The sequence below is a fragment of the Paenibacillus wynnii genome, assembly GCF_030812855.1.
GTDB lineage: Bacteria > Bacillota > Bacilli > Paenibacillales > Paenibacillaceae > Paenibacillus_AQ > Paenibacillus_AQ wynnii_A.
In genome coordinates this window covers 391964-416455 of record NZ_JAUSTK010000002.1, presented here as the reverse complement: position 1 = coordinate 416455, position 24492 = coordinate 391964, and the positions used below count along the sequence as shown (strand labels likewise).

General features: G+C 44.0%; 24 protein-coding genes. 16 read left to right on the top strand and 8 right to left on the bottom strand.

Annotated elements, in window-relative coordinates:
• Positions 1-7 precede the first annotated feature (7 nt).
• The 6 genes from J2T20_RS03830 to J2T20_RS03805 all read left to right on the top strand — a co-directional run bounded on the left by J2T20_RS03830 (position 8) and on the right by J2T20_RS03805 (position 6547).
• Positions 8-823 (top strand): CheR family methyltransferase, encoded by an 816-nt coding sequence (locus J2T20_RS03830; protein ID WP_307585720.1) that lies wholly within the window; start codon positions 8-10, stop codon positions 821-823.
• A 4-nt stretch (positions 824-827) separates the two neighbouring features.
• Positions 828-1853 carry a protein-glutamate methylesterase/protein-glutamine glutaminase gene (locus tag J2T20_RS03825; protein ID WP_307585718.1) on the top strand — a complete coding sequence of 342 codons (1026 nt, stop codon included), beginning with the start codon at positions 828-830 and terminating at the stop codon, positions 1851-1853.
• Positions 1850-2323, top strand: a complete 474-nt coding sequence (locus tag J2T20_RS03820) for a chemotaxis protein CheD (RefSeq protein WP_307585716.1) — start codon at positions 1850-1852, stop codon at positions 2321-2323. Before J2T20_RS03825 ends, J2T20_RS03820 begins: the two co-directional genes overlap by 4 nt.
• Positions 2324-2348: 25 nt before the next feature.
• The gene (locus J2T20_RS03815) at positions 2349-5774 is read left to right on the top strand and encodes a PAS domain S-box protein (protein WP_307585714.1); all 3426 of its coding nucleotides are present in this window, start codon (positions 2349-2351) and stop codon (positions 5772-5774) included.
• Positions 5775-5794: 20 nt separating this feature from the next.
• Positions 5795-6190, top strand: a complete 396-nt coding sequence (locus tag J2T20_RS03810; protein ID WP_307585712.1) for a response regulator — start codon at positions 5795-5797, stop codon at positions 6188-6190.
• A gap of 96 nt (positions 6191-6286) precedes the next feature.
• Entirely contained in the window at positions 6287-6547 is a 261-nt protein-coding gene (locus J2T20_RS03805) for a hypothetical protein (protein ID WP_307585710.1), read from the top strand.
• Positions 6548-7189: 642 nt separating this feature from the next.
• Here J2T20_RS03805 and J2T20_RS03800 read toward each other — a convergent pair.
• A complete protein-coding gene (locus tag J2T20_RS03800) occupies positions 7190-8515 on the bottom strand; it encodes a DUF2252 domain-containing protein (RefSeq protein WP_307585708.1) in 1326 nt (441 codons plus the stop codon).
• Positions 8516-8680: 165 nt separating this feature from the next.
• Between J2T20_RS03800 and J2T20_RS03795 the strand changes: the two genes are divergently transcribed.
• From J2T20_RS03795 to J2T20_RS03785, 3 genes are all read left to right on the top strand, one after another.
• A complete protein-coding gene (locus J2T20_RS03795; protein WP_307585706.1) occupies positions 8681-9238 on the top strand; it encodes a TetR/AcrR family transcriptional regulator in 558 nt (185 codons plus the stop codon).
• 110 nt (positions 9239-9348) lie between these two features.
• Positions 9349-10308 (top strand): NAD-dependent epimerase/dehydratase family protein, encoded by a 960-nt coding sequence (locus J2T20_RS03790; protein ID WP_307585704.1) that lies wholly within the window; start codon positions 9349-9351, stop codon positions 10306-10308.
• Between the two features lie 133 nt (positions 10309-10441).
• Positions 10442-10798, top strand: coding sequence for a GIY-YIG nuclease family protein (locus J2T20_RS03785; protein WP_307585703.1), 357 nt, complete (start codon positions 10442-10444; stop codon positions 10796-10798).
• Between the two features lie 64 nt (positions 10799-10862).
• Here the strand turns inward: J2T20_RS03785 and J2T20_RS03780 are convergent, their stop codons facing one another.
• Positions 10863-11849 carry a BadF/BadG/BcrA/BcrD ATPase family protein gene (locus J2T20_RS03780; protein WP_307585701.1) on the bottom strand — a complete coding sequence of 329 codons (987 nt, stop codon included), beginning with the start codon at positions 11847-11849 and terminating at the stop codon, positions 10863-10865.
• A gap of 74 nt (positions 11850-11923) precedes the next feature.
• Positions 11924-12505 (bottom strand): NAD(P)H-dependent oxidoreductase, encoded by a 582-nt coding sequence (locus J2T20_RS03775; protein WP_307585699.1) that lies wholly within the window; start codon positions 12503-12505, stop codon positions 11924-11926.
• A 125-nt stretch (positions 12506-12630) separates the two neighbouring features.
• On the opposite strand from J2T20_RS03775, the gene J2T20_RS03770 reads away from it, so the two are divergent.
• The 6 genes from J2T20_RS03770 to rlmN all read left to right on the top strand — a co-directional run bounded on the left by J2T20_RS03770 (position 12631) and on the right by rlmN (position 18897).
• Positions 12631-13650: an AraC family transcriptional regulator gene (locus J2T20_RS03770; protein ID WP_307585697.1), complete on the top strand. Its 1020-nt coding sequence runs from the start codon at positions 12631-12633 to the stop codon at positions 13648-13650.
• A gap of 36 nt (positions 13651-13686) precedes the next feature.
• On the top strand, positions 13687-14151 hold the full coding sequence (locus tag J2T20_RS03765; RefSeq protein ID WP_307585695.1) for a DUF523 domain-containing protein: 465 nt from the start codon (positions 13687-13689) through the stop codon (positions 14149-14151).
• Positions 14152-14221: 70 nt separating this feature from the next.
• Positions 14222-14890, top strand: coding sequence for a glycosyltransferase (locus tag J2T20_RS03760; protein WP_307585693.1), 669 nt, complete (start codon positions 14222-14224; stop codon positions 14888-14890).
• Between the two features lie 821 nt (positions 14891-15711).
• Positions 15712-16428 carry a hypothetical protein gene (locus tag J2T20_RS03755; RefSeq protein WP_307585691.1) on the top strand — a complete coding sequence of 239 codons (717 nt, stop codon included), beginning with the start codon at positions 15712-15714 and terminating at the stop codon, positions 16426-16428.
• Positions 16429-16434: 6 nt separating this feature from the next.
• On the top strand, positions 16435-17694 hold the full coding sequence (locus J2T20_RS03750) for a polysaccharide deacetylase family protein (protein WP_307585689.1): 1260 nt from the start codon (positions 16435-16437) through the stop codon (positions 17692-17694).
• 120 nt (positions 17695-17814) lie between these two features.
• Positions 17815-18897 (top strand): 23S rRNA (adenine(2503)-C(2))-methyltransferase RlmN, encoded by a 1083-nt coding sequence (gene rlmN / locus J2T20_RS03745; RefSeq protein ID WP_307585687.1) that lies wholly within the window; start codon positions 17815-17817, stop codon positions 18895-18897.
• On the opposite strand, the gene J2T20_RS03740 is transcribed toward rlmN, so the two are convergent.
• Positions 18889-19602 (bottom strand): SDR family oxidoreductase, encoded by a 714-nt coding sequence (locus J2T20_RS03740; RefSeq protein ID WP_307585685.1) that lies wholly within the window; start codon positions 19600-19602, stop codon positions 18889-18891. The genes rlmN and J2T20_RS03740 overlap by 9 nt on opposite strands.
• 215 nt (positions 19603-19817) lie before the next feature.
• Positions 19818-20156 (bottom strand): winged helix-turn-helix transcriptional regulator, encoded by a 339-nt coding sequence (locus J2T20_RS03735; RefSeq protein WP_307585683.1) that lies wholly within the window; start codon positions 20154-20156, stop codon positions 19818-19820.
• A gap of 119 nt (positions 20157-20275) precedes the next feature.
• Between J2T20_RS03735 and J2T20_RS03730 the strand changes: the two genes are divergently transcribed.
• On the top strand, positions 20276-20563 hold the full coding sequence (locus J2T20_RS03730; RefSeq protein WP_307585681.1) for a DUF6509 family protein: 288 nt from the start codon (positions 20276-20278) through the stop codon (positions 20561-20563).
• Between the two features lie 313 nt (positions 20564-20876).
• On the opposite strand, the gene J2T20_RS03725 is transcribed toward J2T20_RS03730, so the two are convergent.
• The 3 genes from J2T20_RS03725 to J2T20_RS03715 form a co-directional block, all read right to left on the bottom strand.
• The gene (locus J2T20_RS03725) at positions 20877-21632 is read right to left on the bottom strand and encodes an esterase family protein (RefSeq protein ID WP_307585679.1); all 756 of its coding nucleotides are present in this window, start codon (positions 21630-21632) and stop codon (positions 20877-20879) included.
• Positions 21633-21641: 9 nt separating this feature from the next.
• Positions 21642-22697, bottom strand: coding sequence for an ATP-grasp domain-containing protein (locus tag J2T20_RS03720; protein ID WP_307585677.1), 1056 nt, complete (start codon positions 22695-22697; stop codon positions 21642-21644).
• Positions 22698-22900: 203 nt separating this feature from the next.
• Positions 22901-24358, bottom strand: a complete 1458-nt coding sequence (locus J2T20_RS03715; RefSeq protein WP_307585675.1) for an FAD-dependent oxidoreductase — start codon at positions 24356-24358, stop codon at positions 22901-22903.
• Between the last annotated feature and the right edge of the window lie 134 nt (positions 24359-24492).

Sequence of the window (24492 nt, the reverse complement as noted above, 5' to 3'; positions counted from 1 at the left end):
AAACCCATTGATATCCATTAACAACCGTGAGTTCAGTCGTCTAACCTCATATATTCAAGCTCGCCTTGGCATTCACCTGAGTGATGAGAAACGTTCACTGGTTGTGGGAAGACTGCAAAATGAGTTAACACAACTAAACGTGAAATCGTTTAGTGAATATATTGATATCCTTTTGCAAGATAAGACAGGAAATATACTCAATTCCTTAATTAATAAGATTACTACAAATCATACGTATTTCATGCGAGAAGTAGAGCATTTTACATTCTTGAAAGAAACCCTTCTCCCGCAGTACTTACATTCGCTTAAAGAGAAGGATTTGCGTCTGTGGTGTGCTGCCTGTTCTACAGGAGAGGAACCCTACACCCTAGCTATGCTTATCAATGATTTCTTTCAAAATGACAGCTTGGCCTGGGATACTCAAGTCCTTGCTACGGATATTTCAGACCGTGTATTGGAGCTTGCAAGAAAAGCAGAATATAGTCCTGAACAAATCCTCCCGCTTCCTCAGCATTGGAAGAGTCAATATCTTAGGAGGAATGAGAATGGTAATTTTACTTTTCATGAAAAAATTAAGAACGAGGTTATCTTCCGAAAGTTCAACCTGATGGAGCCTAATTACCCTTTTAAGCGAAAGTTTCATATCATTTTTTGCAGAAATGTTATGATTTATTTCGATATGGAGACCAAGACAGAACTGCTCTGTAAGCTTTACGATTCCTTAGAGAGCGGAGGCTACCTCTTCATCGGACATTCGGAGTCCATTAATCGGGAATCCACGCCATTCAAATACATTATGCCTGCAGTCTATCGAAAGGAATAAGTAGATGATGAAAATAAAAGTTCTGATCGTGGACGATTCTCTACTCTTTCGTGAATGGTTGAGAAAAGGACTGACGAACCACCCCAATATTGAAGTGGTTGCTACAGCTGTAGACGCTTTTGACGCACGCGACAAAATACTTATGTTCGAGCCTGATGTTATGACTTGTGATGTAGAGATGCCCAAAATGAATGGTCTGGAGTTTATCCGTAGACTACTCCCCCAATACCCCCTACCCACTATAATGATCAGCACTGTAAGCACTAGGGTTTTTGATGCTTTAAATTCAGGAGCCGTTGATTTTGTATCCAAACCTGTGAATATGACAGCCGGGAGTACCCACGTTTTTTTTGATGATCTCATTCAGAGAATCAGAGTAGCAGCAAATATCAATCTCGAAGAATTAAGACGCGATCAAGGGGTCATGAAACCCGTAGAGCCGCGTTCAGGTATGTCATCGTCCTGCCGGATCATAGCAATGGGAGCATCCACTGGAGGAACGGAGGCGATTACCAGTATTCTGAAAATGCTGCCGGTTACCGTTCCGGGAATCGTAATCGTTCAGCATATCCCCTCTGGGTTTTCCAAAATGTTCGCCGATCGTTTGAATCAGCTTTGTAAGATTTCTGTCAAAGAAGCGAAAACGGGGGATTATGTAGAGGCTGGGACTGCTTTGATCGCACCAGGGGACCAGCATATGCGCCTTCATAAAGCGGGTACTGCCTTCAGAGTCGAGTGCTATCCAGGGGAGAGAGTCACCGGCCATTGCCCTTCGGTTGATGTATTATTTGATTCTGTTGCCAAAGAAGCGGGGGGTAAGGCAATCGGAGTTATCCTGACTGGCATGGGATATGACGGATCAAAGGGGTTACTAATGATGAGACGCAAGGGCGGAAGAACCATCGGTCAAGACGCTAAGTCCTCTGTTGTTTACGGCATGCCCAAAGCGGCCTTCGATGTTGGAGCTGTGGAGCAACAGGTTCCATTAAGCCAGATTCCACAACTTATCAATAAGTGGTTGCAGCAATGACCATCAAAGTAGTAGGGATTGGGGAGGCTGCTTTTTCCGATAATCCAAAGGATACCCTAAAGACTTATGCTTTATCTACATGTGTTGCAGTAACCGCCTATTGTTCGATTCATCGAGTAGCAGGAATGGTTCACATCGCCCTACCCTCCCCATTATATGGGAATGTAGGCACTTTCTCTGTCTTTAGATATGCAAGCACGGGGATTCCACAGGTATTCGATACCATTAGAGCACAATGTGGCTGCCAAGCCAGAGACTTAATGGTTCGGATCTATGGAGGAGCGGTAGCCTCCAAACCAAATGATCACTTTATGATAGGCCCTCGGAATGTTGAAGCAGTGATGCAGGTACTTCATAGTCTGAATGCTAAATGCCACTATGAAGATACAGGAGGAAATATCAGTAGGACACTTGAAATGAATGTCACAGATGGGCGTATCAATGTTACTGCATTACCTCTGGCTTTCTAATCTATGCTGAAATAGGGTGAGAATCATGGATCAAGAGCGTGGAATTTTGTCGGCATCTGCCTTAAATATAGATCAAATCTCGGCTGTATTAGCCTGTATAGGTGATGGCGTTATTACCACCGATATGGATGGCAGCGTTAGTTATATGAACCCTGCAGCTGAGGAATTAACGGGCTGGAGTATGGTGGAAGCCATTGGCACAGCATTTGACCACATCTTTTCACTTATTAATGGAACAACTGAGGAACCCTGCATTTCTCCAATTGCAGTAATTGGGCAGAATGAACCTTTTAGAGGGCTTGATAAACATACCATGCTCATTACCAAGTCGGGTGAAAGACGATACGTGTCCGCCAGCTGTTCCCCTATTAAGACCTCGGATGATCTAGTCACGGGGGCAGTAGTAGTATTCCGGAATATAACAAAAATAAAGAGGATGGAAGACCAATTGCTATTGGAGCGCAATAATTTCCAGGCCTACTTTGAATCGGCACCTATTGGGATGATTTTGGTCGATGGAGAGCTTAATCTGATTCAGGTTAATATGGCTGCAAAGGATTTCATCAGGCAAAAACCCCTTAGCAATACTAATAGAATAAGGATTGGTGACCACTTAAGCTGTATCCACAGCTTTGAAAGTGGCTGTGGAAACGGTGCAGCTTGTGGAAACTGTGGGTTGTATGGAAGTATAAAGCATGTCATTCAAACGGGGATTTCTACCCTAAATCTTGTGATCCCCTATACTCGGTTGGAAAATGGGATCTCACAACATTATTGGTACAAGATTAGCATTGTGCCGATGAACTCACATGGAGAGAAGCAGATCCTGGTGATCTTGGATGATATAACGCTTCAGAGAAAGATAGAGGAGCAATTGGTCCAAGCCAAAGACTACTATTTGAGTATGTTCGAGAAATTTCCTACGCTGGTATGGAGATCGGGACTGGATAAGAAATATGATTTTATCAATAAACGTTGGAGTCAGTTTACCGGTCGAAGACCACGGGAGGAACTAGGCTTTGGTTGGGTAGATCGTATTCATCCGGAGGATCGTGAAGCTAGTCTGGATAACTATAGGAATGCATTTGAGCAGCGCCATTCCTTCGAGAATGAACATCGTCTCCTCCGGTATGATGGGGAGTATCGTTGGGTTCTCGATGCGGGAAGCCCATTCCATGACATGGATGGGAGGTTTATTGGATTTATTGGGGCGGTTTTTGATATCACCGAACGTAAAAATGCCGAAGAAGTGCTGGATAAATACAGAGTATTGTCTGGAGAGGCACATGACGCCATCCTTTTTGTGGATTCTGGAGGCAATATATTAGATGTTAATGAGTCGGCCATTCTTAAATACGGTTATAGTAGAGAACAATTTTTGAAATTATCTGTTTATCAGCTGCGTGATGATGAAATCAGTGTTAAGGAACAATTACAAAGGGCGGCACGAGAAGGCTGTTTCTTCGAGACGGTTCATCATAAAAAAGACGGTTCCCTCTTCCCAGTTGAGATTAGCTCAACAGGCACTACCATCGGTGGTAAAAGAGTAATTATGAGTATTGTTCGGGATATTACGGAGCGTAAGCTCTCTGAGGGGGCACTGCGGAACAGCGAAGAGAAGTATCGGCAGTTGTTCAATAATTCTACAGAAGCTATCTATCTTCATGAGCTTATCGATAGCTCGAAGTTTAGCCGATTTATCGATGTGAATGAGGTGGCGTGCTCATGGCTGGGTTATTCCAGAGAAGAATTGATCGGGATGTCCCCCGTGGATATTAATGGTAAGCCCTATCAGACAAAACTCATCAGCTTAAAAGAGGACTTGCAGGTCGGAGCCCATTTCACTTATGATTCCATCCATGTTACCAAAAAGGGTGTAGAAATTCCCGTAGAAATTAATGTACACTGTTTTAATTTAATGGGTAAAAAGGTTCTGCTCTCCATGGTAAGAGATACTACAGAGAGAAAGAAAGTAGAAAATGAATTGAAATTAGCGCGTGATGAGGCAGAGCAGGCGAATAAAGCAAAGAGTGAATTTTTAGCCAATATGAGTCACGAAATTCGCACACCATTAAATGGAATGCTCGGTATGATTGATCTAACTTTGCTAACATCCCTCAACAATGATCAAGCAGACAATTTACATACCGCCAAATCCTGTGCTAATGCATTGCTTGTATTGATTAATGATGTTCTTGATTATTCGAAGCTGGAAGTCAGCAAGATGAGAATGGAGCAGGTTGATTTCTCGCTTCAAGAATTAATGGAGAAGACGGCAAAGACGCTGTCTCCGAGTGTCCTAGCCAAACATTTGAAGCTCAATTATACCTTTTCCCCACAGGTTCCGACCTTTGTCTGCGGTGACCCTAACCGTTTACAGCAAGTGCTCAATAATCTTCTGCATAATGCGATTAAATTTACAGATGCAGGTTGTGTGATCCTTTCGGTAGAACGTCAAGAGGTGCCTGGAGACTCCTTGATGCTTTTATTTAAGGTAACGGATACAGGTATTGGAATTGCTGAACAAGAACATACGAAGCTGTTCAAAACATTCAGTCAGGTGGATAGTTCCATAACGAGAAGATACGGTGGAACAGGGCTGGGACTAGCCATATCCAAACAGCTTGTTGAAAATATGGGTGGGCGAATTTGGGTAGAGAGTACCGAAGGACAGGGCAGTGTGTTTTACTTCACCATAAAGTTCAACCCTGCGCAATCCACAGCTGTTACGGAGATACCCAAGTCTTTAGACATTAAGGTACCCCGTTCCAAACTATCCATATTAGTGGCCGAGGATGATCCCGTTAATCAGTTGGTTATGACTCGTATGCTAAAGTTCCTTGATTATGAAGTTGAAGTAGTAGCTAATGGATTAGAGGCACTTAAGAGCTTGGAACGAAAGAACTACGATTTAATTTTTATGGATATCCAAATGCCCCTAATGGATGGAATAGAAGCCACACGCAAGATAAGAGAAATAGAGGCAGGAGTCCGGCATACTCCGATTATCGCGATAACAGCCTACGCACTGCAAGGTGATCGTGAAAACTGCTTGGCTGCGGGGGTGGATGATTATCTTCCAAAACCAATACCTATGGAGAAGTTACAGTTGGCTTTGGAAAAGTGGACACAACCTACTATAAAGATCTCTCCGGAGGGCGAGTTAATCACAGCCGATCTGAACCTGTCGCCCAAAACCGTTACTGATGGTGAAGCTCATGCTGCATTACATAACTATATAGAGGAATTGGAGCACATCACTCCAGAGCATGACTTAACTCGAATTGAAGACCTGGCTCACCGCCTCAAAAATCAATGTATTGAAATCGGGAATGAGGAACTCAAATCCACTTTCTTTCGGATAGAATTAGCCGCCAGACGTGGGGATATGGGTGTGGTCATGGGACACCTCATGCGGGCAAAACTGGAGTACACCCGGTATTATCAATAAACAAAAAAGGAGTGAGTGGTATGAAGATATTAGTTGCAGAAGATGATTTAGTCAGCCGTAAGTTTTTGAGTAAATTCCTTACCCCTTATGGAGAAGTGGATACGGTTGTAGATGGTTTGGAAGCTTTGGACGCCTACTTATTATCCTTAAAGGATAATGATCCGTATGATTTATTGTGCTTGGATATCATGATGCCTCGTGTAGACGGGGTGAAGGTACTCAAAGCCATACGCGATTATGAAACCCAGAAGGGGATTTCTCTGGAAAAGCGCCTGAAGGTTATTATGACCACTGCGTTAGCTGAAGCGGACAATGTAAAACAATCCTTTGAATACGGCTGCGAAGCCTATGCAGCTAAGCCCATCAATACAGACAAGTTCCTTCAAGTTCTGCGCGAGTTAGGCCTAATTGAATAAGGCATTCGGATAAGCCTTGTTAACAAATGCATAATAGTACCTCTCCCTAACCATGCTAAAAGGGAATATGAGCATGAATAAGGGGAGGTATAATTTATGACACGTTACAATTCCAATCCAGTTGGGAATAATTTTGTATCTCAGGTCCATAATTCAGTCGATGCGCTGCATGGTGCCGTATCGCAGGCGTTAAGTCATCCGACAGAGCAGACTATTGAACAGGCTGAAAACAGTATGGAGACTGCCGAAAATGCGTTAAATGAAACCGACCCTACCCTTGGAAATCAGGGTGTGGATCTGGCTGAGCAAATGCTGGCTGAGGAAAAGAGCAGGCTTGGCAAACTAGAGAAACAATAACCCCCTCATTCAGAAGGGATAGGTTCCTGTTAACAGCCTGTGGAGCTTTTACGAGTTCACAGGTTTTTTTATTTCCAAGAAAAAACAACTATATAAATTGAGGCTCAACACCAAAATCAGTGCTTGACAGGTGACGAGAAAGACAGAAATCCGTTACGCCCAATAGACGGGTTTTCTCCCTCTATTTCTGCACTCGGCACCCCGTTTGGGCAATTAGAGGGGATTTCGCCAGCTAATTTTGAAGATATACCTCTTTGGGACGGTATGGGAAAGATTATAGGGGTATTTTCCCTTTAATCTCATATTCATGGCGTTTTGGTCGGTATTAGCGGGCATTTTCCCCTCTAATTCACCGAAGGACGGGTCCGCAACCCGGATTCGCTACCTGTAAGACGTAGTTGCCTCAAACCCGGTGAAACATCAGGCGAAGTTAAATCGAAATCGTTCCCGGCACAGTGACGTAAGCGAAAAATCAAGCACTGATTTCGAGAAAGAGCCTAAATTGAACAAAAGAAAATAACAAAAAGCGAAAAGGAACGAAAGGGAAATCTGGATACAACAGCGGCCGGAAGTCCAAATCTTCACGGTAGTGACACCTGAGCCTTAAGTTAATATCTTAAGTTCATCTTATAAAGGTTGACGTTATCGCTTCACCCATTCCACGAATAGCCTATAGTCATTTTCTACCTGATCAGCATAGGCGATAGCCCAATTAGAAATATAGCGGGCGAATGTATCTGGGTCCGCTCCCATGGCCTTGGAAATTTCCTTTTCACTATGGTAGGGTAGAATTCCCATATCCACATCTGCATCGGCTCGGGCATGCAATTTGGCAGTCAGACGAGCCATGATCACAAGGACACAACTCATGTCGTCTATAGTCTCTATATCTTCTGTTTTTAACCTCTTCTTATAAGGTGAACGTTCTCGTACATAAAAGTCTCTTCCATCCATCGTTAGGAAGCCCAAGTATGGGTCTGATTTATGGTGCATCGCCTGCTGTGTGGCTACCACACGTTTGCCTTGGTGGGAGAAGTGCTGCCAGAACGAGTCGGAATAAGGCATGAAATAGGCGGGCACAGGGATACGTACTTCCTTCGTTTCCAGTATGGTATCGTCTACCCCCTCTTTCTCCACACCACCCTCAATGAGTACATAATAGCGATCCAGTCCTATAGAGGCCGTTCCAGATCCATGCTTGACAGCTATGTCCTTAATGCGATAATGCTCCAGATCCCTGCTGCGTTTGATGATTGTGTCGGTATAGAAATTCCAGGCATCCACAAGCCGGGCCTGCTCCGCAAAGGATGGAACAGCCAGTTCTGCGGTTTCAAGGAATATCCGGTCACTCTGCATCAAGGCGGTCACCTTCTCCAGAAAGTGTGCCTTCCTGCGTTTCTCCAGCTTACGGAGTAGTTTCTTAACCCGTCCACTGGCTGCTTCCGCATCCATGATGAACTCCCCCGGGTCTTCCTTGCCAGCGGTGAAACGATTGATTTGCTTGTAGTAGGCATTTACATAGGTTTCGATATTGTTCCGCTGGTCTTTCTTGTCGTATCCAAGCTGCCTTCCCACGAGGGCGATGCTGACTGTCATACGCAGGAGATCGTACAAATAAGAGCCTACATAACCCTCGTCGAAGTCGTTCACATCATAAACGATAAGTCCGTCTTCGCTGCGGAAAGCCCCAAAGTTCTCAAAATGCAGATCTCCTTGAATCCAGGTCGGGCGGTCCGTTGAAGTATGGTAGGGGAAGTACTGCTGTGTAGTATCATAGTAGAACAGATAGGCACTCCCCCTGTAAAAAGAAAAGGCGCTCTCCGACATTTTTTTATATTTCTCCGCCCGTTTGCCCTCACTTAGAGCCATAATGCCGCCGTCAAATTCATCAAATACCGATACTAGTGTGTCCTTGCGAAGCTTCGTCCGCGTGAGAATGACTCCGCTCGTGATCGTTTCATCTATCATAACAGGCGCCCCTTTGGTAAATTTGAACCTATCATAGCTTGAATTTTGGCTTTTCGCAAAGAGTTCATGCTGGAGCCGGTAAGTGTTGCAATATTTAAAATTAAAGTATATACTCGAATTAAGAAGTGATTGATCAATAACCAACGAAGCGAAAAGGAGTAAATTATGACAAAGGCATCAGCATCAGAACCTGTTATTAAATCGTCAGAAACCATCTCTGTTAATCGTCGGGAGCAGATATTGGAGGCGGCAGTTGTAGTTTTTGCAGAGCACGGATACTTTAGAGCGACTACGGCACAGGTAGCGGAAAGGGTAGGTATTTCTCAGCCTTATGTTTTCAAGGTTTTTAAGAACAAAGAGGAATTATTTGTCGCCGCTCTGAAAAAAGCCTTTGAACGAATTGTTCACACCTTCGAAGGGATAGGGGCTTCTCCTGAGAATTTGCTTCAGGAAGCCATTAAGGCTTATGAAGTGCTGATGGAGACACACCCCAATGAGATTATATTACAAGTGCAGGCATTAGGTATTCGGGACGAGGAGATTCGCCGAACCATGCAAGAGGGCATGCACAAGGTAACGAGCCTTATGACAGAGAAGTTTACTGCAGCAGGGGTGGCCCATCCTGAAGTGTTAGTAAGTAGTTTTATGGCCAACGGAATGTTGTGCAATATTTCGATGGCGCTTGGAATGCCGGAATTGAAGCCAAAGCATCTTGAGGAATAGTAGACGTTATTCTCTATACGCAGCGAAATAACCAGGGTTATCAACCCTAGGAGATTTCGCAATCACTAGTTAGTGACTGACCAATAACTAAAACCGAGGAGGAATACACAATGTTAAAAAAAGCTATGGTTCTAGGAGCAACAGGTGGAACAGGGACGGTTATTATCGCTGAATTATTAAGAAGAGGAATTAAAACGGTGGCCTTCGGACGATCCCTTCCAAAGCTCGAGCAGCTGGCAAAAACCTTTGGAAATCCCGTAGGGCTTACTCTGAAGACCGGTGATGTGTTCAACGTAAAAGATATATTCTCAGCTGCTCAGGGAGTGGATGTAATTTTTCATAGCACATCTGTACCTTATAACGAAATGAGAGCAAAGCTGCTGCCCATGGGGGAGGCGGTTATGGAGGCGGCCAATAAGCTTGGAGCTAAGGTTGTAGCGGTGGACGGCATTTATCCTTATGGCAGAAGACAGAATGAGCTACCTATTGATGAGGAATATCCGAAGAATCCGCATACGACAAAAGGTAAAGTAAAGCTTGAGTTCGAGCGTATGTTTTTCAGCCCGCGATGGGATCAGGTGAAGGGACTTATTGTGCGCTTGCCGGATTATTATGGACCAACCGCCAATGAGGCCTCTTATCTAGGCTCCACGCTTACCGCAATCGCTGCCGGCAAACCGGCCATCTTTATTGGAAATATGAACGTTCCCCGTGAATATGTATACCTGCCGGATGCAGCCGTTATGATAGTCGAGCTAGCTAGCAGAGATGAAGCTTATGGACAGAATTGGAACATCCCAGGTGGAAGTGTCATCTCCGGTCGGGAGATCGTCCGAATTGCCCGCGAGGCAAGCGGTATGTCCAAGATGGTGCTTCCTATAGGTAAAGCCGGGTTATCCCTTCTGGGCTTATTCGTCCCCGTCATGAAAGAAATTGTAGAGATGCTGTATCTTACGGAGGAACCTCTGAAGTTAAGCGGCAGCAAATATGAACGTTTAGTAGGTCCGATCCCGGTTACTTCCTATGCAAAGGGTATTAAAGAGACGATTAATTCCATTAAAAGCCGTTGATCCGCTCTGTATATCTGATTGTGAAATATAACATATTAACAATTAGTGGCCTGTTTTTGGAAGATACAAATGGTCTTGTACGGAGATCTGTGATACTATTTACTCCTATATAGAATGAGGAAGTGAGCTACCTGTGATAACCATTACCATTCCAACACCGGATGTTTCAATTACCAAGCAGGCTAATCCTGTGCTAAGCCATATTTATGGATTTACCGATTTTATTCAAATTCCGCGTGATTATGGTGGTATCTTCATGTTTTACAACGATGATAATGAGTTATTGTTCATCGGCAAAGCAAGAAAGCTGAGACCCCGCATTAAGAAGCATTTCGAGGATACCGTATCGGTTATGAAAGACCACCGGGATGAAGTCACCAGAATTGATGTTTGTCTTATTGAGGATCCTGTTCACAGAGAAATCTACGAGACCTATATTGTGAATAAAATGAAGGCTAAATACAATGTGGAAAAAGTATTGTATAAGTAATATTGCAAACAAAGTAAGAGGGATGTCCCAGAAGCCGATTATGGCTGAAAGGCATCCCTTTTTATTACGGCTGGGTATGGCTGCTCTTCTCTAAATTCCGAATCAAGTCTTCGTTCAGGGAGTGACCCGGAAGCTGACTTAGCGCATACAGCACCGACCCGGTGACGGGGGAGAATTTGGACTGGACTACTGTGTAATATTTATGATTGCTCAAGGCTAATAAGGACGTAAGCTTCTTTTTAAAATAAGGGCTGTTAATTACACTTCCAGTAAAGGCTACCGCAATAGTATCTCCGCTAAATGAAGGGGCCAGCAGCTCAATACCTATCTTAATCTGATGGATGGCGTGGTCTGATACTCTTCTGGCAATACGGCTTCCATTAGAAGCTGCCTCTGTAATTATTGGTGTAAATTGTGCGAATGTTCGATCGCGCAATCTTCGGTCTTCCGTAAAGCCTTGGCGTGCCAAGCTGTGAAGTTCTTGAACAGTATGCACTTTCCAATGTTCTAACATGGAATGGATGAGCGCTGAATCACTGTCGTCTCCGTTACCAGCCAGCACCTCGTAGACCGTGTCATAAGCGATGAGTCTTGCTGCGCTTGGCGCGTAATGATGGAAGTCGAAATTCCGTATGTATTGTCCTTCTTCTGTTAAAGCCGTCACGATAGAGCCGGTACCTGATAAGGCCACAATTCCGGGTTTCGTTAGAAGAGCGCCGTAATGTGCGGTGACAGCGTCGTTGAAATGCGACTTCGGACAAGTGAGGCCTTCCACCGCAGTTAATTCTTGTACCCACTCCAAGTCAGCCTCTGTGTCATATCCTGCTATTCCGGCAGCCAGTCCACGAACCTGATGAAATTCTTTACCGGCAGCCGATAGTGCTTCTATAATCGCTTGATTCACATTTTCCTGAGCCTGAAGGTCTCTATATACTGACGCTGAACCTTTTTTTAGATAAGAAAGTACGTTACCCATCAGGTCACTAACCATTATCCGGGTATGGGTTCCTCCCCCATCGATCCCTATCACAACATCCTGTGTCTCCAGCATAGATAGAAGCCCTCCTAGCCCTCAGCTAATGTTTGCTTCCATTATACGATAGCTGAGGGACCAGGCGATAACATTTATGCTCTTTTCACTCCCAACGCTTCGATTCTCCGCAGCCACTTCTCCCGAACGTCTAAAGGTGAAGTCTTCACCATCCCAATCTCGGTAATCCATACGGGTTTTACTCCGCAAAATTGTAGGATTGCCCGCTTCATAATGTGGTGTCCAGCCCGCTTGAGCACTAATCGGTAATACCATGGTGGAGAATCCATCGTCACAATAAGGCGTGCGGTTTTGCCCTTTAATAATTTTTCAATGGAGTAGGAATTAGGTTTGGTATTAAACGAATAGCCGGGAAGGAATACGCGGTCAATGAAGCCCTTTAATACGGCGGGCATGGTACCCCACCAATTCGGGTAGACGAACACAAGGTGATTCGCCCAGCGAATAGTCTCTTGTGCTGCTATTAAATCTTTTTCCAGCTCCGTTCGTTCCTGATACCCATGTTTCAAATTAGGCTCGAAGCTGATCTCGCCGAGGTCGATTACACGAACGTCTGCACCTGTGCCCATAGCACCTTTGGCGTAGGCTGCAGCTAAGGCGTTGCAATAACTTTTACGATTGGGATGACCTATAATAACCGCTATATTGTTCTTCAATTGTATTCCTCCTTCACCGTGATAAGATGGATATACTGCAATCATAAGTCTGGAGCTCCGAGTTACAAATGATGAAAAGCGCAAAAATCTTGTTCTTTTGTACAGATAAAGGAGGGGAGTCCCGGTTGAATAATCATGGCGTGTCTGTGTCTTTTCTATTTCCTGTAATGAAAACGCTGGTGCACAGAGGTTATGACTGGAATGCTTTCTGCGAGTATGCTGCCATGGACGCCAGCTTGCTGCTAAACACAGAGGCCCGTATTCCGGCGGAGGATTTTGAACGTATAGTTAAGGCAGCTGCTTTATATACAGAGGATGAGTGGTTTGGCCTGCATCAGGGACAGGGAATGAGTATTTCTGATTTAGGGGTTCTCGGTTATGTCATGCTGCATTCAAAGACACTGGGTCAGGCATTGGCAGCGTATCAACAATACAATTTTATTATTTGCAGCGGATTTAACGCAGATCTAGAGGTGGAGGGAGAGGATATCCTCATCTCTATTGTTCTCCATAATTCACCTAAAGCCCCCAGCCGTCACTGCATAGAGGATATGACGGTTTCTTTCTATCGAACGATGCTCGGCTTAAGCTGTAGATCAATCCCTGTGAAGGACGTTCATTTCATGCACAGCCCACCTTCCCGTATAGATGAATATATAGACACATTTGGAGTGGTACCACAGTTTAATCAGGAGTCCAACACCCTGCGCCTTAGCAAAGAAATTCTGGATTATCCTGTGTTAAGTGCGGATCCGCGCCTGCTGGGAATCTTTGAAGCTATCGCCGAGGAGGTACGAACTAAGCTTACTCAGGGCTCCCTACTCACAGAGGCATTGAACAGATGGATTATTGAGTGTATGCCGACCCATTTTCCGACCTTGCAGGATGCAGCCAGGTATATGCGAATGAGTGTAAGGACCCTGCAAGCCAAGCTTAAGAAGGAGAATACCTCCTATAACCGTATGGCTAATGAGGTTCGCAAAGAACTTGCGCTCCGTTATCTGGATAAGCAGGAATACACGATCGCTGAAATTGCGTATCTGCTCCATTTTTCTGAGCCAAGTGCCTTACAGTCCGCTTTTAGAAAGTGGATGGGGGTCACGCCGGGAGAATATAGACAACGTGCAGCAATCGCGTCTAGATAGACTGAATCTATATAGATAAAAAAATGAGGTGAGCAAATGTTATTGGTAAGCTCTTGCCTGGCAGGACTTGAGGTTCGTTACAATGGGACGCACAGTTTAAACCATAGAATTCAGGAGTTGGTTCGAGAAGGCAAAGCCATGATGGTCTGTCCTGAGCTGTTGGGTGGGTTATCCACGCCGAGGGAGCCTGCTGAAATTTCGGGTGGTGATGGAGAAGATGTGCTGAATGGAACCGCGCGGGTTAGAGTGGAGTCCGGCAGGGACGTAACGGATTCTTTTATAAAGGGAGCCTACGAGACCCTTAGGATAGCTAAGGAAATGGAAGCCTCAATAGTTGTTCTGAAGCAAAACAGTCCCTCCTGCGGAAGCACCCATATCTATAATGGTGAATTCTCGAGCACAAAAATACCCGGATATGGCGTTACCGCAGCTTTGTTAATCAGAAATGGCATTAAGGTTTTATCTGAGAACGACCTGTCTGAAGTACTGGAAACCCTTTGATGAATGAAATCAGTTGAATTGTCCACAATAAGCAGGATGTTCAATTGATGCTCAAAGGAGAATATATTTCATGAGAAGCCGTTTTTTGAAGTTAACCCTGTTAGGCATGTTTTTCGTTTCGATGATCAGCCCGGCAGAAGCGGGAGCAACAGCCAGAGCAGTAGAGGATAAAGAGGTTCATGCACACAGCCAATGTTTGAGCCCGTCAATGGTACAGCTTAACAGTAACCTTAGGAAGCTTTGGATCGATCATGTGATATGGACCCGCAGTTACATTGTCAGTGCAATTGCGGGTTTGGAGGATCAGGAAGAGGTTCTTGCAAGGCTTCTGCAGAATCAGCAGGATCTTGGGAATGCGATAAAGCCTTATTACGGGGAAGAAGCTGGCAATAAGTTGGCTGGTCTCCTGAAAGAGCATATTCTTATTGCAGGAAAAATAGCAGCAGCTGCGAAAAGTGGTAATCAGGCGGATGTAGCAAAGTATAACAAAGATTGGTATAAAAATGCCGATGATATCGCTAAGTTTCTGAGCAGCGCTAACCCGAATTGGACGAATAAAGAATTGAAAGATCTACTGTATCAGCATTTACAATTGTTAACTGAGAATGTCGTGGCAAGGCTCGGCAAGAATTGGGATGCGGATATCAGCGCGTTTGATAAAGGGGAGAACCATATTATCAAGCTCGCCGACGTTCTCTCGGCAGGAATTATTAAGCAATTCCCTGGTCAATTTAAATAAGTTAAATCTGAGTAAATCAGAGTGGACGTCCGGGGTTGCTTACTTCATTTTAAAAAACGCCAAAAGTGAGCAAAGAAGCGCTATTCCCGTTATTGGTGAAGCGCTTCTTTGCGTTTTTGATCATTGTTGGCTTACATTAGCAGATATAGGCAAGCGAAAGCTAACAGGGTAGCATCAACCACGACAAATACGGAAAATCGTCTACCTACATGGGGGGGTTCAATACATATAGTTGCACAACGTACACTTATATTTATCCCTTAGCACACTTTAGGGTGTTTAATTGCACTTTATACACTTATTTTTTGGTATTCCGGGGTTTAACCGGCATATTCGTGTTTTTAGTTGCACAAAGTACATCTATCCATACATCCGAGCGCCAAAAGCTAGAAATAAGTGTATAAAATACATCTATTTCACTGACTACCTCCGAGTTTTCGGTAGGGTCAAGAAGTTTGTGTAAGAGAGTAGAAAGTAGTTTCTCGTGTGTGGTTTGTAGGTGTGGTACAAGTGGATTAGGCTGTTTCCTCCTGCCCTTCCTGCACCGGGAATCGCACTTCAAACATCTCGTTTAGTTTCTTCTTTACCTTTCCTATCTTTCCACTCCGCCCACTCCGCAGCAAGTACAATGTCTACCACCTCTCTCTCTAGAAAACTCATCCTTTAGACATGGGTAAATCTACCGTTAGAGGTAAAATGGGACTTGGGATACATTTACTAAAGTTAGATATAAAGGCTCACTTACATAGGTCGTAATTAAACTATAATAGATTCGTGAGTGCTCGACATTTTTTGACATTTATAATGAGGTGATAGTATAGATGATCTCTCCTTTTTTCAAAAAGAAAGACTCCATGGAGAAACACTTAAAAACGGGTGTGGGTCAAAAGTTACAATCTGTTGAAGAGCCTGAAGAGGAACTGGGAGAAATGGATACGATCGAGACTTTATCCGGTCTGATCTCTACAGGTAAAGCGCAATTGGATAAGAAGTCATTGGATTTGATCTTCGCGGTTGAGCAAATTATACAGTCCAGACAGCATGCTGAGACCAACATTCATGAACTTCAGGATCGGTTAACGCATTCAACCGGACATGTAGAGCGGTTAAACCGGGATATGAAGAACCTGAACAAGGTTATTGAAGAGAGAGAGAAGAACATCCTGGAGCTTGAGCATAAGTTGATTGAGAAGAATCTGAAGGTGGATCAGGTAATAGAGGACTATCGTGAGCTTCAGACTACCATGGCCGGTGAGATTGACGAATTAAAGAGCAGCATCGAACTGGAACAGCAAAAGTATGTGAGTGTGGTTCACAAGCATAATGAAGCTCATTCCGATAAGCTCAAAAAGATAAATGATCTCGAAGAGAAACTGGGACGTGCGGAAGTTGAGAACTCGCATCTCAAGCAGAAGTATGACACGATACGTCAAGAAAAAGCTTATCTATCCAGCATGATCAGTGACTTTACCAATCGTATGACGTTACCCTTTGGCAATACTTTGACAGATCGTAAAGATGGAAACGGAGATACATAAGAATTCATGCCAGCTAATGAACCCAATACCTTGCTAATGATTGAGTTACTGTCACTTGAGCACAGGCTGACAGGTTATCAGATAGAGGTAGGTCTAACCCGGAATGACGGGTATGCAAAATGCGTTCTTACTATTGATGAATATACATATACTCAGCTGAATTTACTCGGTCCCTTTAACCTTGGCAGGGTGCGGTTATCGTTCTATACCAAGTGGGACCCTTATCGAAACGTACATTTCAGTACACTTATCAAAATGAACAAAACCTTTAGTGAGACCTTGTATTTTGCATGCTCTGAATATTATGTATCGCAACTTCTTCAGTTAAAACAGCCAGAGAATCCCCACAGCGAAGATGTGATGGTTTATCAACCGGAACTTCCCTCTACTACACCTGAACAGACTAAATACAGAAAAGATAGACAACCATTTGGACGCATAGCATTAAGGTGCATAATGTTCAGCTTTCTGCTGTTATTACTAAGTCTGAGATGGGACGAAAGCTTATTTACAGATCGAGTGGAAGCGCTCGAGGAACCGGTGAACGTTAGCCTGAAGGGCGACTCAGTAAACCTTTTACAGCCGCTTATTCGCACTGCATCTATCCAGATCGCGCCCATCGATCCTCCTTCCGATGATATTTCAGATCCTCCAAATAAACCGTCTCGGACACCTAACAATGAGTTTGAACTGGATATAGATACATTTGAATATGGATTGCCGAAAGGGTATGTTGCCTTAACCTTCGATGACGGCCCATCTAGTTACACAAAGCAAATCGTAGATATTCTGGTCGAGCACAACGTATCAGCGAGCTTTTTTTTCGTTGGAAGGAATGTTCTTCATCGTCCGGATGAGGTGAAATACGCCCATGAACATGATATGCCGATTGGCAATCATTCTTGGGATCACAGCGAGATGACCGGGAATACGGATCAGGAGAATGAGACCAATCTTCTGAAGGTAAATCAGGCTCTGGAGAATATCATTCAATCACCTATTACAATGTTCCGGCCGCCTTACGGTTCTATTGATCATAACTTAGCCGATAAGGTTATGGACCAACATATGAAGGTGCTGTTATGGAACCGCGACCCTGAGGATTGGAGAGCCAAGAGTCCAGAGGAAATCCTTAATTATTTCCACAAGGCGGATTCATCCGGCGGAATTTTTCTCCTGCACGAAAGAAAATTTACTGTAGAGGCATTGCCTGAAATCATTGAGTACCTTCAAAGTAAAAACTTGAAATTCGCCATATTTAAATAATTCTTCAAGCGTATCCGTCCATAGGGTACGCTTTTTTTGCAGGTTTTTCACCTTGTTTTAATAGAAAAAATTTGAGACAATGAAGATTGGTTTATTAAAGCTTTGAAATGAGGATTAATAATGAATAAAGAAACCATATATGGATTGACCTTTGAACAGCTGACGGCGTGGTTATTGGAATACGGTCATAAGAAATTCCGGGCTTCACAGGTCTGGGATTGGCTTTATAACAAGCGGGTAGGCAGCTTTTCAGACATGATTGATGTGAATCCCGGGTGTATCGAATTACTGGCCGAGCATTTTGTCATACAAACGTTGGAAGAACACACCATGCAGGAATCAGCGGATGGAACTGTGAAGTTCTTATTTAAGCTGAAGGACGGAAACCTCATTGAGACCGTTTTGATGAGACAGAAATTTGGATTATCCGTATGTGTTACCACTCAGGTCGGCTGCAACATTGGCTGTAGTTTCTGCGCGAGCGGACTGTTGGCCAAGAGCAGAGATTTAACGAGCGGAGAAATCGTGGAACAAATTATGAAGGTCCAGCTTCATTTGGATCAAGCACAGAAGAATGAATTGGTTAGCCATGTTGTGGTTATGGGCATTGGCGAGCCTTTTGATAATTACACCCACCTGGTCAACTTCCTGCAGATTATTAAAGACAACAAGGGGTTAGCTATTGCCGGTAGAAAAATTACGGTCTCCACTAGCGGTCTTTCCCACAAAATCATTGATTTTGCAGATGACAATTTACAGGTCAACCTAGCGGTTTCCTTGCATGCGCCTAACAACGAGCTTCGGACGCGGATTATGAAGATCAACAAGGCCATTCCAATTGAAAAATTAATGGAAGCTATTGATTATTATTTAGAAAAGACGAACCGGAGAATCACGATCGAATACATTCTGATGAAGGATGTCAACGATCAGAGAGAGCATGCATTAGAGCTGGCTGAACTTCTTGCAAGCAGAAAGCCGCTTGTGAACGTAAACTTAATTCCTTATAATCCCGTGGATGAGCACAGCCAATATCAAAGAAGTGAACTGGAATCAGTGCGTGCGTTTTATGATACGCTTAAGAAGCAAGGAATTAGTGTAAGTACACGCCTGGAGCATGGTGCAGATATTGATGCCGCTTGCGGACAGTTAAGAAGCAAACAGATTAAAGCTTCTAAAGATCAAAGTCCAGTCTTAGGTTAGAATATGCCCTCCTTCCACATGGAGAGCGGTCCCGGTTACAAAGCTGTTCTGGATAAGATATAGCACGCTTTGGGCGACATCCTCTGCCCGGCCCACCCGTTTCACAGGTAGCTTGCCAGCGACTGAAGCATAGAACTGATTACGGGTTTCCTCCGGCATTTTACCGCGGGATGGAGTGTCAATAATACCCGGTGAGACGATATTCACACGGATTGGGGCCAGCTCTAGCGCCAAGGTCTGTCCAAGGTTGGATATGGCGGCATTTACTGCCCCGAGCATGGATGAGCCTATCATCGTTTTGTAGGCAACAACCCCTGAGAACAGCGTGATTGAGCCGCCAGAGGAAATATTCGGAGCACCATATTTAGCGGCATAATATTGACCCCAGAATTTATTGTCAAAAAGTTTACGCACTACAGTTGTATCCGTCTCAAGGAATGCTCCTCCAGTAGTTTCAGCGGCACTTACAACAAGATGGTCAAAGGGTCCGATGGATGTGAAGAAGGACTTAACCTGCTCTTCCTGTGTCATATCCAATGCATAAGAACTTGCTGAAGAGCCTAGCAGCTCTTTGGCTTTTTGCAGTTTAACTTCAGAGCGGCTGGCAATGATCACCTCAGCCCCTTGGGCTATTACTTGTTTTGCAGTTTCCAGACCAATCCCGGAAGTGCCGCCGATAATGACAACCTTTTGATTGGTTAGCATATTATTTTCCTCCTGTACTTTAGCTGTATTGGACTCATGAGCAAAGTATATTCATATTAATTCCCTTTGGGAAGTAGTGATATTTTTTTCATATAGTTACATTTAGGTTACTGTTGTTTGGTTCCCGGCTTCTTTATTACAATAAAAAAACAGACCGTGTGCAGCCAACGGCGGCAATACGGTCTGTTTAATTTATAGATGTTCTTTTTTTTCGATTATAGAGTTAGTCCGAAGCGTTTCAACTCAATAAAAACGCCCTCTAAACGTCTGCCTTTTTCGGTCAAAGTGTATTCCACCCGCGGTGGAACCTCTGCATAAATGGTTCTCTTCAGGATGTCCTGACTCTCAAGATCCTTAAGGCGAAGGGAAAGCGTCTTCGGACTAATTCCATCCATCGATCTGAGCAGGTCGCTGAATCGCATAGTTCCTTCTATAAGAAGATCGCGAATGATTAGAAAAGTCCACTTCGTCGCGATAACATCCAGTGTTTTGGCAATGGGACAGGGTTCGCCTTCGGTTCCTCTGTTGAGTATAATAGGTTCATGTTCACTCATAATAACCCTCCGGGCAACTGATTTTCTCAAGATTATCACATCTTAATTCAGAATTGGGTGTTTTAAGGCAAAATGTGATACGATGATGGAGGAATTTTAGAAAAGAGGCGGATAAATAGATGTTGATGATTACGAACTATACCGTAGACGTATTAAAAGATCCTTTTGGCATATTAACCGGCAAGCGGTATGAATTTAAGCTTGATTTGGATATTCCGGAGGATGATGAGCTTCACTCCGAGAACGGAATATATGCACGGATTATTCTAAAAGTAGATGAGGATCAAACAAGCGTAGTAAGTAACGATCTTCTTGAGAGAACAACAGACCGTTTACTTGACTTCGATATGGAAGCTGAAGAAGAAGAGGCAGCTATTCTCTTCTGCAAAGAGCATATTCCGGCGTAATGATACACTAAAAAGGAGTCCCGGAAATCCGGGGCTCCTTTTTAATGGCTGAAGCAACCTTCTATATAAATTGAATTTTAAAATTAGAGAAAAGGGAACGGAGTGACGAAGGGGAATTTTGGAACTGGAGGAGCGATAGCGACCGCCCGAAAGCTTTCCGTAGAAAAGCTCGCTTCGAAAGCATAAGCTGTATCCGGATTTCAACCGCTAAAAGCGGGTTAAATCAAAGAAAGTCTTACTACAACAGCGGCCGGAAGTCCAAACATTCACCGCAGTGCGATTAATCCTTTATTCTAAAAATCTTAAGTTCAATCTATATAGTTAAAAAACTACTCATATAATGATGGATTTGCTTATTCCACCAGTCCCAGTCATGATTTACATCGGTTCCCCAATAATCAATCTGCGCTGGAATATGCTTATGTTGGAGAATCTCCTGCAGAAGGCGGGTTTCATGAAGCATTTCATCCTCATACGCACCTTGTCCGCAGCAAATGATAATTCGGCTTTGCCGATATTGGTTAAGGTAATGGTCATCCTGCAGCTGCGGCAGATAATGAAGCGGAGAATTTAGATAGACTGCACCCTCTCTGTAATCGCCGAAGAAATAGTGGGTAGAATAGACCCCGCTTAATGAGATCAGTGAATCGAAAAAATGCGGATGGCGGAAGAAAAAGTTGGCACTGTAAAAACCGCCCATGGAGCACCCGGAGATTAAGATCTTCTGCGGTTCTCCCGCGTTATTCCACTGACTTTGTTGGAGAATTCCCGGAATCAGCTCCTGCGAAATATACTTATCGTATTGCTCGTGCCGATTGATCTTATCCTCAATGTTCCAGTGCTCTGAGAAAAAGGTTTCCTCATCGATTGAATCGCAGGCCCAGATCTGCAGCTTGCCGCTGTCAATGAATTCGCGGAGAGTCTCTATCATACCGGAATCCTCATATTGATAGAATCTTCCGAGTGAGGTAGGGAACACAAGCATAGGCTTGCCCGCATGGCCGTATATTTTATACTCCATATCTCTATGGAGAAAATGACTATATTCCTTATGATAACTTACCTTCATTCCAGCCCCCTACCCTTCTTCTTGTTGAATATACCTCACGATGTCCCTAACCTCATCTAATTGGGTAGAACGGAATTGATAGGCGCTGTTCCCTGAGGCTCTGCTGAAAATCTCGTCAATTCTATTGAAATGAACGATTTTTTCCCCGTAGGTACGTACAATGTCCTCATGACTGTTCACATAATGTTTATGGTTTTTCCGGCTGGCATAACCTGCATAGTATTGACCCGGGTACGGCCCGCCAACCTGGTTATGAACTACCATACTAGCCCATTCCTTATACACGTTTACATCGTATGCATAATTTATAGCATCTGTCATCCAGGCTCCCGGCGGTCTCATATTGACTTCGAGTGCAATAATTCGTCCGTCCTTATTGGATTTGAACAATTCAATATGGAAGAACCGTTCCTTGATATCAAAGGCTTTGAGTATGCTTCTACCGGCCTGCTCAACCTCGGGACTAATGTCCTTCAAGCAGAAGTAGTAAAGATGATCATCGGAATTCACAACCTCCATCACACTTTGCTCGAAAAGATGGCTTACTGCAAAACGAACCTCACCGTTAATGTCCACCAGTCCGTCATAGGTAAGAATAACCCCGTCAATAAACTCTTCGATGATGAAATCTACATCCGCGGGTTTGGTAGCGAAGAAGTAATCCAGCTCCTCTTCATTCCTAATCTTGTAGGTCATGCTGGCTCCCGAACCCAGATCCGGTTTGACCACTAAAGGGAAGCCGGCGCTTTGTATGAACTCATCGACACTTGCGCGGTCTCTTCCCGTTGAGAATTGCACGGTGCTCACACCGCTTTTATGAAAGAAATCCTTCATTTTGGACTTCTGCTTCAAGTTATAAATAAAGTCTGTTTTGGTCCCATCGATATTAAAATCGGTGCGCGCTTGGGCATCCAGCTCCAGCCAATATTCATTCAGGGATTCAAAACGGTCTATCTTTCCATATTTGTGTGTAAAGTACCCAACCGCCCGCAAGATCTCATCGTAATTCTCCAGATCTTTGATTTTGTAGTATTCGGTAAGTGAGTCTTTAAGACGTTGATCCAAACTATCGTATTCTGCATCCCCAATCCCTAATACATTTGCACCCTGCTTATGTAGCTCATAACAAAATTCAGTGCTGTTTTGGGGGAAATGAGGGGAAAAAAATATAAAATTAATGGGACTCACTCCTTTAGCTAAATTGCAATTCCGAGTTAATTTGTATGAATAATTTAATCTAATCTACCAGTTTGGATAAGATTCGTCAATCATCTCAGAATAATCTGGTATTCTTTCTCTAAGTATTTATGTATTCTCTCGAAGTCGGCCTCATCCAGATCGCATAACAGCTTGTCCTGCTCACGTCCCAATATAATCCCGATCGTCTGCGCAGCCAGGGCGGTTGTAGGCATAATACGGGCGCTGCCGTAGGCTTTAATAGTGGCCCCTACATTTTTACCTACTACCAGCACATTATCGTAGGATTTCAGCTCAAAGGAACGAAGAGGAAGCCCATAGTGGTCAGGCTTGCCGTATCCGATACCGAGAGGAATGGACCGACTCCCCTGTATGTCTACCGGATAGCCGCCAATACTGACGTTATCCCAGAACATTGCATTCCCCATGAGATCCGAATAATCAAGGACATACTCGGTTTCATAACGGTTAAAGTCACGGATATATAAATATTCAGGGAGATCATTCAGTTCTGCATGGGTGAAGCCGGGTACATGTAAGCGGAAAAAGTTCAGAATATGGGGAGCTTCCACTTGGGCTTTTGCAATAGCCGACTGCACAGATCTTGGGTCCGAGGGATTCACATCATATATTAATAGGCCGTTTATGGTAACTTCACCGCCCTTTTGGTTGATGATATTTAGCCCTCGAAGCATAAGCTGCTTATCCTGCGGCGTATAATGACGCATTATCTTACTTAACCCTGTGGCGAAATGTCTGTTTGCATAAGTATTTGAGCCGTATTTTTTATACACGTTGGTTAGGGGGTAGTCATTCAGGATGGCCTTCTGCAGGGAATGCCAATGTACCTTTTGTAGGTTCAGCATGTAGGTAGCCGCCATATAATCAGGTTCTGTCTGTTTCTTTTTATAAAGACTCTCCATTCCTGGAATACGCCTGCTCCCAAGCCTGCCCGATAAAGCACCGAAGTCGGTATTTTCAACCCAGTATTTAGACTGAATTCGATACGATCTGCCATCGGGGAGATGATAATTCATGAATTTGAGCGACTTATCCTGATCCACGGTGAACGTATTCAGGTTGTCTATAACGATTCCGCTCTGAAGGGGGATGTCTTTAATCATATGATTATAAAAACGTTGGAAATCGGAGGCTTTACGAATAGTGCCGGCCTTATATCCCGTGAACAAATTCTTAATCTCACCCTGTACCAGGCTTCTACGATGGTTATCATTTACATCATCCAGAAAAAACATCTGCCCTTGAATCAGCTCACCGCCCGGTTTAGGTCGTGGATCGAGAATCAGTACCTTTAGGCCCGAGGCATGAGCTTCCTTCGCCAGCAGTACGCCCTGTATCTCGCTTCCTATAACAACAACATCATAAAGATCGGTAGTAACCTCTGCACTAGTTGCAGCTTGTGCAGTGATTGGAGGAATCGGCTCTCCCGAGAAGGACAGAGACCGGCCCAGAATCAGCGATCCTGTTAGCCAAAGGGACAACGGAAGCCTTTTACCTATAAATATCATTAAATATGCTCCTTACTTTCTATTAAAATAGGAAAGCGTAGGGGTAGTATAGGCTCTGAATTAACAAGTTATTCTCAGCATTTGGGTTTTTCGATGGGGAGAAGCCTTTGTTTTGGCATCTTTATGGAATTTAG